Origin of the sequence: Flavobacterium sp. (assembly GCF_036741995.1) — a bacterium.
Lineage (GTDB): Bacteria > Bacteroidota > Bacteroidia > Flavobacteriales > Flavobacteriaceae > Flavobacterium.
Genome location: NZ_DAINRG010000070.1, coordinates 1 through 9,355, shown reverse-complemented (window position 1 = coordinate 9,355; position 9,355 = coordinate 1). Strand labels below are relative to the sequence as shown.

At 39.4% G+C, this 9,355-nt stretch carries 9 protein-coding genes, 1 pseudogene and 1 riboswitch; of the genes and pseudogenes, 3 read left to right on the top strand and 7 right to left on the bottom strand.

Translation table 11 applies throughout. The features are described from left to right. The 3 genes and pseudogenes from V7D82_RS12890 to rmuC form a co-directional block, all read right to left on the bottom strand. A pseudogene (locus tag V7D82_RS12890) lies at window positions 1-731 on the bottom strand (hypothetical protein); the annotation flags it as partial. A gap of 107 nt (window positions 732-838) precedes the next feature. After that, window positions 839-1,387: an acyl-CoA thioesterase gene (locus V7D82_RS12885; RefSeq protein ID WP_333601367.1), complete on the bottom strand. Its 549-nt coding sequence runs from the start codon at window positions 1,385-1,387 to the stop codon at window positions 839-841. Continuing rightward, complete coding sequence (rmuC, locus tag V7D82_RS12880; RefSeq protein ID WP_333601366.1) at window positions 1,380-2,702, bottom strand: DNA recombination protein RmuC; 1,323 nt, start codon at window positions 2,700-2,702, stop codon at window positions 1,380-1,382. The genes V7D82_RS12885 and rmuC overlap by 8 nt, the downstream gene beginning before the upstream one ends. Window positions 2,703-2,786: 84 nt before the next feature. On the opposite strand from rmuC, the gene V7D82_RS12875 reads away from it, so the two are divergent. Both V7D82_RS12875 and V7D82_RS12870 read left to right on the top strand, forming a co-directional pair. Continuing rightward, on the top strand, window positions 2,787-3,359 hold the full coding sequence (locus tag V7D82_RS12875) for a pseudouridine synthase (RefSeq protein WP_333601365.1): 573 nt from the start codon (window positions 2,787-2,789) through the stop codon (window positions 3,357-3,359). 14 nt (window positions 3,360-3,373) lie between these two features. Beyond that, window positions 3,374-3,826 carry a tRNA (cytidine(34)-2'-O)-methyltransferase gene (locus V7D82_RS12870; protein WP_333601364.1) on the top strand — a complete coding sequence of 151 codons (453 nt, stop codon included), beginning with the start codon at window positions 3,374-3,376 and terminating at the stop codon, window positions 3,824-3,826. Here the strand turns inward: V7D82_RS12870 and V7D82_RS12865 are convergent. The 3 genes from V7D82_RS12865 to V7D82_RS12855 are packed head-to-tail and all read right to left on the bottom strand — an operon-like array spanning window position 3,813 to window position 6,767. Further along, window positions 3,813-4,601, bottom strand: a complete 789-nt coding sequence (locus V7D82_RS12865; RefSeq protein WP_333601363.1) for an ABC transporter ATP-binding protein — start codon at window positions 4,599-4,601, stop codon at window positions 3,813-3,815. The genes V7D82_RS12870 and V7D82_RS12865 overlap by 14 nt on opposite strands. Next, a complete protein-coding gene (locus V7D82_RS12860; RefSeq protein WP_333601362.1) occupies window positions 4,601-5,629 on the bottom strand; it encodes an iron ABC transporter permease in 1,029 nt (342 codons plus the stop codon). The genes V7D82_RS12865 and V7D82_RS12860 overlap by 1 nt, the downstream gene beginning before the upstream one ends. A gap of 1 nt (window position 5,630) precedes the next feature. Next, on the bottom strand, window positions 5,631-6,767 hold the full coding sequence (locus V7D82_RS12855) for an ABC transporter substrate-binding protein (protein WP_333601361.1): 1,137 nt from the start codon (window positions 6,765-6,767) through the stop codon (window positions 5,631-5,633). 48 nt (window positions 6,768-6,815) lie between these two features. Continuing rightward, window positions 6,816-7,009, top strand: a riboswitch (cobalamin riboswitch). A gap of 83 nt (window positions 7,010-7,092) precedes the next feature. Here V7D82_RS12855 and V7D82_RS12850 point away from each other — a divergent pair. After that, on the top strand, window positions 7,093-9,045 hold the full coding sequence (locus tag V7D82_RS12850; RefSeq protein ID WP_333601360.1) for a TonB-dependent receptor plug domain-containing protein: 1,953 nt from the start codon (window positions 7,093-7,095) through the stop codon (window positions 9,043-9,045). A 48-nt stretch (window positions 9,046-9,093) separates the two neighbouring features. Here the strand turns inward: V7D82_RS12850 and V7D82_RS12845 are convergent, their stop codons facing one another. Beyond that, a complete protein-coding gene (locus V7D82_RS12845) occupies window positions 9,094-9,279 on the bottom strand; it encodes a KOW motif-containing protein (RefSeq protein ID WP_333601359.1) in 186 nt (61 codons plus the stop codon). Window positions 9,280-9,355: the final 76 nt, after the last annotated feature.

The following is a 9,355-nucleotide window of genomic DNA, read 5'->3' as shown; positions in this document are numbered from 1 at the left end:
AAACTAAAATTATTTTCTAAATAGCCTTTTTCTATCCACTTGGTTAATTGGTTTTTAGTCTCGTTTCCGTAATTATAATTAAAATTAAGATTTTGAGGTTTGATTCCAATAGGGATATAAGTGTCTACTTCACTACCATTCACCATGGCTTTGCTTTTATGACAAATGATACACTGCACTTGGTTTGGGATTCGGTAATTGGTTCCCTTAATTACATTGTCATCTCCTTTCCAGGAAATGGCTGTAAAACTACCGGCCAAATCTAAAAAGGCTTCCGTTTGTTCGGTATTCCAAACATAATCGGCAAATATCCAGCCTTCTGTTTTTCGAATCATAACGCGGGTTTCAATAATTCGAGTGGTGTTATTGGGTTGTACGTTGTCGTAATAAAAAGTTTTGATTAAGGCAGCACCTACCGGTAAATCCAAAACTTTACTATCGGCTACATAGGTAGCTTTGGTTCCATCGGGCATCCATACAAATCTTTTTTTGTGGGCATAGTCCGTAAAAAGGGAGCTTGCCGGTGCATAGGGAAGTACATTTAAGGAAGGGATTTGCAATTTCATATCGCCTTCAAAAAATTTATAGTCCGATAATTTAGGATAAGGAACCTGAGTCAAATCAACGGTAACAGGAGAAACCGGAATGTATTCATCGTCGCTATCGGAACAAGCGATAACCAGGCTTACTAATAAAATCGATAAACTGAGTAGTAGGTAGTGTTTTTTCATATTTTTAAAAATGCAAACCAAAAATAATAAAAAAAACGTAATGTCGTAGCAATTATAGAATTACTCCAAAGAATATTTAATTTTAATAAGAATAGTTTAAATATATTCTAAAAATTCTCCAGTTTAATTCGGTAAGATTTTAGCGTTTCCATAGCGGTTTCCGATTTGTAATCAAAGATTTCTTCGTGCTGATTTTTGTCTTTTTTGAGCGAAATAAGTTTAATACAATTACAAAATCGTCTTATTTCTTCATCATTGGAAAGAATTAAACCCGGAACCACTATGTTTTTCTCTTTTTCGTCTTTGGCTACCATCGTAAAATAACTCGAATTGCAATGTTTTATCACTCCGGTTTGGATGTTTTCAGCTTCTACCCGAATGCCAATAATCATTGAACTTTTGCCTACATAATTCACACTGGCTTTCATGGTAACCAGTTCACCAACTTCTATCGGATTCAAAAAATCAACAGTATCAACAGACGCTGTTACGCAGTAATGTCCGGAAAATTTTGAAGCACAGGCAAAAGCAATTTGGTCCAACAAGGACAAAATATAACCACCGTGAATTTTACCACTAAAATTGGTATGCGAAGGCAACATCAATTCCGAAATGGTGATTTTGGAAGAGGCTACGGTTTTAAATAAATCACTCATCTTTTTCGGCTCGGGTTAGTATGTTTTCGGGTAAAGCTTTCTTGGCTTTGGCACCCATTTTCTTCAATTTTTCTACACTGTTGACCAAGTTGCCTTTGCCATCAACAAGTTTGTTCATCGCACCCTGATATTCTACTTTGGCTTCGTCCATTTTTTTGCCAATTTTGACCAAATCACTAACAAAACCTTCGAACTTATCATACAAAGCACCGGCTTGTCGCGCAATTTCCAGAGCATTTTCCTGTTGCTTTTGATTGGTCCACATGCTGTCGATGGTGCGTAATGTAGCCAAAAGAGTAGAAGGGGTTACAATCACAATATTCTTCTCAAATGCCTTGTTGTACAACGAAGTGTCTTCATTTAGCGCCAAAGCAAACGCAGACTCAATCGGAATAAACAACAATACAAAATCAGGGCTTTCCATTTGGTACAAATCCTGATAATTCTTCTCGCTCAGTTGGTCGACATGACGTTTCAAAGCCATGACGTGTTCTTTTAAATGTTGCGCTTTAGCATCATCATCTTCTTCATTGATATAGCGTTCGTAAGCCGTTAATGTTACTTTTGAATCGACTATCATTTTCTTGCCGTCCGGTAAATTAATCACCACATCGGGAAACACGCGACTCCCTTCTTCGGTAGTAAAACTTTGCTGTACTTCGTATTCGCGACCTTTCTCTAAGCCCGATTTTTCTAAAACGCGTTCCAAAATCAATTCGCCCCAATTCCCCTGCATTTTGCTGTCGCCTTTTAACGCTTTTGTCAGGTTCAAAGTTTCTTTACTCATTTGCTCGTTCATTTCGCGTAAGCCCAGTATTTGCTGGCGTAATGCGGCATGATAATCAATGCTTTCTTTGTGGGTATCTTCCACTTTCTTTTCAAAAAGTTGAATTTTATCCTGCAATGGTGTCAGAATGTTTTTGAGATTTTCTTTGTTTTGTTCGGTGAACTTAACGGTTTTTTCTTCTAAGATTTTGTTGGCCAGATTCTCAAATTCTTTGGTGAATTTCTCCTGAAGTTTCTCTACTTCTTCTTTCTGTTCTTTATTGCGCTCCCAAAGATTCTCAAAATCGGTTTCTTTTTTGGATAACTGAATCGCTAAAGATTCTTTTTCGGTACGAATCGTTTCGCGTTCCTGAACCGTTTGACTGACTTGATTTTTGAGTTGTTCAATTTGTTGCCCCAAACCGTTTATCTTTTCTTCCAGCGAAGCTTTATCCGATTTGGAATTGGCCGCAAAAAGCGATTTTCCAATAAAAATTCCAATAGCTAACGCAATGATGAAAGTGAGAATGATGTATAGCGAATCCGACATTAGTAGAATATGTTTTTGGTAAAAATAAGCATTAAATTGAAATTCACTATTTGAAAAATGTATTTTTGTTTCCAAATAAAATCCATGCACCATCACTTCTTACTTCACAAGCCAAACGGGTATTTGAGCCAATTCATTTACGAAAAAAAGCGGCACAAAAAGTTGCTCGGAGAATTGTATAATTTCCCAGAGAACACGATGGCTATCGGTCGACTCGATGAAGATTCGGAAGGGTTGCTTTTGTTGACTACGGATGGTATGATGAGTGAAATCGTGAGAAGCAAAACGGTCGAAAAAGAATACTATGCCCAAGTCGATGGTTTAGTTACCGAGGAAGCTGTTGAGCAACTAAAAAACGGTGTCGAAATCGGTTTCAAAGGCATTCGCTATACCACCAAAAACTGTGAAGCCAAACGCATCACCGAACTTCCGGATTGCATAGGCGAGGGCAGAAGAATCCGCGATGAGCGACATGGTCCCACGAGTTGGGTTTCCCTTACGTTGACCGAAGGTAAATTTCGCCAAGTGCGAAAAATGACTGCTGCCGTTGGATTTCCAACACTCCGATTGGTGAGAATTCGTGTCGGAAGCATACATTTGCAAAACCTAAAAGCCGGCGAAGTTCTCGAAGTTTCCCATTTTCAAATAACCGAATAATCAAATTAACAAAAATGCTCAACATAGTCCTTGTAGAACCCGAAATCCCTAACAACACCGGAAACATTGGCCGTTTGAGTGTGGGCACCGAAAGCCGTTTGCATTTGATTCACCCGTTCGGATTTGTCATTAACGACAAAAACCTGAAGCGCTCCGGTCTCGATTATTGGGTGCATCTCGATGTTACGGAATATCAGAATGTGGCCGAATGGACAGCACAAATCAAAGATAAATCCAGAGTTTTCCTGATGAGTTCCCATGCGACTAAATCCATCTATGATGCCGAGTTTCAGGATGGTGATTGGTTGGTTTTCGGGAAGGAAAGCGTTGGTTTGAGCCAAGAGGTGTTAGCACAATTTGAGAATCATTTAACCATTCCGATGTCGAATTTAATCCGCAGTTACAATATTGCCAATTCGGTGGCGTTTGTGGTGGGAGAAGCGAAAAGGCAGATTAATTTGAAATAACAAACTTCCCTTTTTCGCCATCAAAAGTGATGGAAGCATCTTTAAAAAGCGAATTGAAAATCCCTTTCGAAATCAAATTACAAGGCTGATCCTGTGCTACAGTTGCTTCGGTCATCACTATTATTTCATCGCTCAACTGAATGGCCAAATCAATATCGTGCGTAGAGAATAGGATGCATTTATTCGTTTCCTGCGATAGCTTTTTCAGCAACTTGAAAACCGAAACTTTGTGAAATAAATCCAAGTGGGTTGTTGGTTCGTCCAGAATTATTAAAGGCGTGTCTTGTGCCAATGCTCGGGCGATTAACACAATCTGCAATTGTCCGTCACTGATTTCGTGGTGTTTTTTGGCAAGCAAATGCTCAATATGAGTAAGTTCAACCGCTTGTGTTATTTTTTCATAATCTTCGCCGGAAAGTTTCCCAAGCCAATTCGTATAAGGTTGTCTTCCCAAAGCGATTAACTCAAAAACCGTTAAGTTGCTGGGTGGTAATTTTTCGGTAAGGACCAAGCTGAGGTTTTGTGCCAAGGCCAACGCCTGATAGGAATGAATGTCTTTGTCATTCAGCGTTACAGTTCCGGATAATGGTTTTTGAATGCCCGTCAGTGTTCGCAACAAAGTAGATTTTCCGATACCGTTGGCACCCACTAATGAGATGAGCTGGCCTTCTTTTAATTTCAAATTCAGGTTTTCAGCAATGACACTGTGTTGGCCTTTTGCATGATATCCAATGCTCAAATTTGAACTAGCGATTATGATTTTAGTTGAACTCATTACTGAATGCTTTTCTTTTTGACGATTAACCAAATCACCACCGGAGCTCCAATGATAGAAGTAATGGCATTAATAGGTAAGGTAAATTCAAAGCCCGGCATTTGGGAAACCGTATCACAAAACAACATGATAATCGAGCCAATAATCAGCGTGGCAAAAAACAAGATTTTATGATTGCTGGTTTGAAATAACAGTTTGGACAAATGCGGAACCGCTAATCCGATAAAGGCAATCGGCCCGGCAAAAGCCGTGATGCTTCCTGCCAAAATACTGGTGGCTAAGATAATGATATACCGTGTTTTTTTGATGTTCAACCCCATGCTCTTGGCATAGTTTTCTCCCAATAACAAAGCATCTAAAGGTTTTAAGGAAGCCAAACTGATAACCAAACCCAATAGTATACAAGCACCTAAAATGGAAATATTTTGCCAAGATAGATTCCCAATGCTTCCCATTGACCAAAAGGTGTATTTCTGCAACTGTTCGGCGGAACTGAAATAAGTGAATACGCTCACAATCGCACTGGTAAAACTACTGAACATCAACCCGACAATCAGTATCGACATGGTATCGCGCAAGCGTTGCGAAACGATTAGAATAAGTAGTAAAACCAATAAACTCCCGATGCAGGAAGCTAGAATAATACCGTAAGACGACAATAAAAATTGAGACAAAACGGCTGGCATAAACCCGGCGCCCAGGATAATAAAAGCCACGCCCAAACTGGAGCCCGAACTCAATCCCAACACATAAGGGCCGGCCAGCGGATTGCGAAACAACGTTTGCATCAACAACCCACTGATGGAAAGTCCGATACCGACCAAAATAGCCGTGATGGCTTTTGGTAACCGAAAATTAACGATGATGTATTCCCAGGTAGTTTTATCGGCATGACCGCCAAACAAACTTTTAAAGACTTCTTTCACCGGAATGGCTACCTGACCTTCGGCAATATTTAGCAGCAAAGTCAATAGCAAAGCCAAGGACAAAAAAGTAAAAAGAAGCGTATTTCGGTTTTGGGTATTCAAATTATTTTAATTTTTCGAAAAAGTAAGGTTGGTAACTGGGTAACAATTCAGGATGCAAAATTTTGACAATGTCTTTCAGTACAATATCCGGGCGATTCGGCGCTAATTCGTAATAGAGAATGCCACCGGTTTTTCCTTTTTTGCCACTGAACGAATATACATTTTTATTTTGGAAGGCCGTAAATTTAGCATAATGCGGATTCGTATCGGTCATTTCCTTTAACGATGAAAATTGTCCGGAAGTAATCCAAATATCAGCCGTGGATGCTTTCTCAAATACCGTTTCAAACGATAATGACAAACTTCCCGTTCCGGTAGTTTCCTGCCACAAATAATGAGAATTGGCTTCTTTCAAAAGCAGACTTCCCCAACTGGTGCCGCGAGGCAAATACCAACGGTCTTCAAACATATCGCCGGCCAAAATGGTAGGTGTGTAAGTGGCTCTTTTGGCAATTTCAATGGTATTTAAATAATCTTTTTCAATTTTGGTGAAAAGGTCGTTCGCCAGTTTTTGTTTGCCATATAAAGCACCGAAAAACTTAATCCATTCTGCTTTTCCTAGTGGTGTTTCTTCGTTCCAATCGCCGTTGAGCATCACTTTTAAACCGCTTTTCTGCAAATTGTCCAAAGCCGGATTGTGGTTGTCAATGCCATAGCCAATGATTACATTGGGTTGTAAATCGAGCAGCACTTCGGTATTTAAATCCTGATTGTTGCCCAGTTCTTTGACTTTTCCGGCATCAATTCGCGCTCTTACTTTTTCGGAAGAAATATAATCGCAATGCGGAAAACCTACCAAAGTATTGACTTCATCCAGCATTTCCAATGACGGAATGTGTGTTGTTGAGGTCACCACCACCGTTTTTATCGGAACATTGATCACCATTACTTGTTTTAAACTGTCAGGTACCATTCCGTTTTTTTCTTTCAGTATGTAGGTATACGTTTTGGTGGCTTTTGGCCAGGGATTTTTAACTGTTACAATGGAATACCCGTCGTAGTTTACTATCGAGAAACCTTTGGCATAGACTATTTCATTTTTTCCGGAAAAGGCTGATTCCGATTTGGTTTCGGTTTTGCATTGTACGCAAAAAAAAGAAAGGAAAGCAAGAAGTAAGGCGTTACAAAAGGTTTTCATCGAATTGTTTTTTGCAAAAGTATTGTTTTGTTTTTAATTTATACTTTACATTTGCACCCGAATTAAGGTTGTGATTTCTGTTTTTCAAAATCACATTAAAAGGGAATTTGGTTTAAATCCAAAGCTGTTCCCGCAACTGTAAGCTATCAAGCTTGTTGTTATCTGCAACACCACTGAGTTCAACTTGGGAAGGTAAACAACAAGACGCAAGCCAGGAGACCTGCCTCATTCATCAGAGTAACAAACTTTCGGGACAAAAGGTTTGGGTATGGGTAAATTCTATGCTTTTCTCCCACGATTATCAAATTATTGTTGAATTAAAAAAATGAAAAAAACAGTTCAGGCAGCAGCATTTTTTGCTTTGCTAACGACTTGTGCCTATGCGCAAGAGAAAGATTCTACCAGAGTGAATACTTTGGAGGAAGTAGTGGTGTCGGATACCAAATTTGCTCAAAGCAAAGAAAAATCCGGGAAAGTGATTGAAGTGATTTCGGCTAAAGAGTTGGACAAAAAATCCGGACAAAACTTAGCGACGATCTTATCACAAGTAGCAGGTGTTGAGATTAACGGAAATCAATCGGCCAACGGAAAAAACCTGGGTTATTACATTCGCGGTGGTAAAAACCGTCAGGTATTAATTTTGATTGATGGAATCCCGGTAACGGATGCTTCGGGCATTAGTTTAGAATACGATTTGCGTTTGCTTCCGGTAGAACAAATTGAAAAAATTGAGGTAATGAAAGGCGCCGCCAGTACGCTTTACGGAACAGGAGCTGCTACGGGTGTTATCAATATCACCTTGAAAAAAGGAGCCAAAAAACCAATTCAGGGAAATGCTTATGTGAGCATCGGTTCGAATAACACGGCTGACAATCACAAATACAACGGACAGGATTTCAACCAAGGGTTTTCGGTAAACGGTAACACCAACAAAATAAATTACTTCGCCGGACTGAACAGTACCGAAACCAAAGGCATGTCGCAAATAGCGGCACCAACAGCCAATGACACTTACGAAACGGATAGCTTTTCGAGACAAAACGTTTTGGCCAAATTTGGGTATAAAGCTATTGAGAAGCTGACGTTGGATTTCTTCGGAAATTATGACAAACTGAAAAACAGTTACGATCAGCCTTTTGACAATACCGGTTTTGATGATACTCCTATTAATAAAACAACTTCGGAGCAATTCCGTTTTGGGTTTGCCCCAAAATTCAAATACAACAAAGGCGAGTTCAACCTGAATTCGAGTTTTGAGAAAATCAAGAGAGACTACAACGAGTATAATTCTTATACCGCTGCAACTGATTACTCTTTATACCAATCCAGAAGTGTGATTGTGGACGCTTTTAATAAGTATAAATTCAGTAATCAGTTTTTTATCATCACGGGAGCGAATTTTCAGTTTCATGATATGGCTACGGACACGCCTTATGGTAACTTGGAACGAGAGCAAACAAAGTTTAACATGATTGATCCGTATGCCACTTTTGTGTATACTTCCAACTTTGGTTTGAATGTGAATGCCGGTGCCCGATTGAATGAGCACAGTGAGTATGGCAGCCATGTGGTGTACAACATCAATCCGTCGTACAATTTTAAAACGAGTTTTCCTTTGAAAGTGTTGGCATCTTACAGCACCGCCTATATTACGCCAAGTTTGTACCAATTGTATTCGGAATACGGAAATACGACATTAACACCGGAAGAAAACAGAACGGTTGAAGCTGGTTTTGAAACTGAATTGTTCAACAAAAAACTGAAATTGAATGCCGTTGGATTTTATCGGGATGAAAAGAATTCGTTTGGGTTTTTCTTTGACAACGTAACCTTTGATTCCTATTATATCAACATCGACGGAAGCAACAAAGCCAAAGGGGTAGAAACAGAAGTAACTTTAGATATCACGTCTAAAATCAGAGTCAACGGAAACTATACTTTCACCCAGGTGGATGAAGCTTTAGACCGCTTAATTCCAAAACACAAAGTAAATGCTGGCTTGGATATTCAGGCAACTGCGCGAAGCTTTTTCAATGTGAGCTATCAGTATTTTGATGCGCGTAATGATGCGTTTTTTGATGGAAACACCTTTGGTACCACCCAGATAAAATTAGATTCATACCAATTGCTAAATGCTACGGCCAAATACGAATTAATCAAAAGTCGTTTGACGGTCTTTGGTTCGGTAACGAATATTTTTAATGAAGAATTTACAGAAAACGTGGGCTATGCCAGCCGCGGAAGAAATTTCAAAATTGGGTTAAACATAATTTTGTAATATTTGGTTAAAGAAGGAAAGGCTCACTGTAAAGTGGGCCTTTTTGGTTTATGCCTTGGTCTGAACCACTACGTTTTTGCCGAGTGTTTTAAAACAAACACCGTTTTGTTGCTCCACCGTGATGGTAATATGACCGGTTTTGCTGAGGTTGATGTCTCTCACGGTGCCCGATTTTCCTTTGTGTGTTCCTCCGACAACAGTACAGTGGTCGCCGTCTTTTAGTGTCGTTTCCATAGTTTAGCTGGTTTACTGTGTTAAACCGCTGTTAGCGGTAGTTTTTTCCAGATAGGACTGAATTTTATTTTGTAAT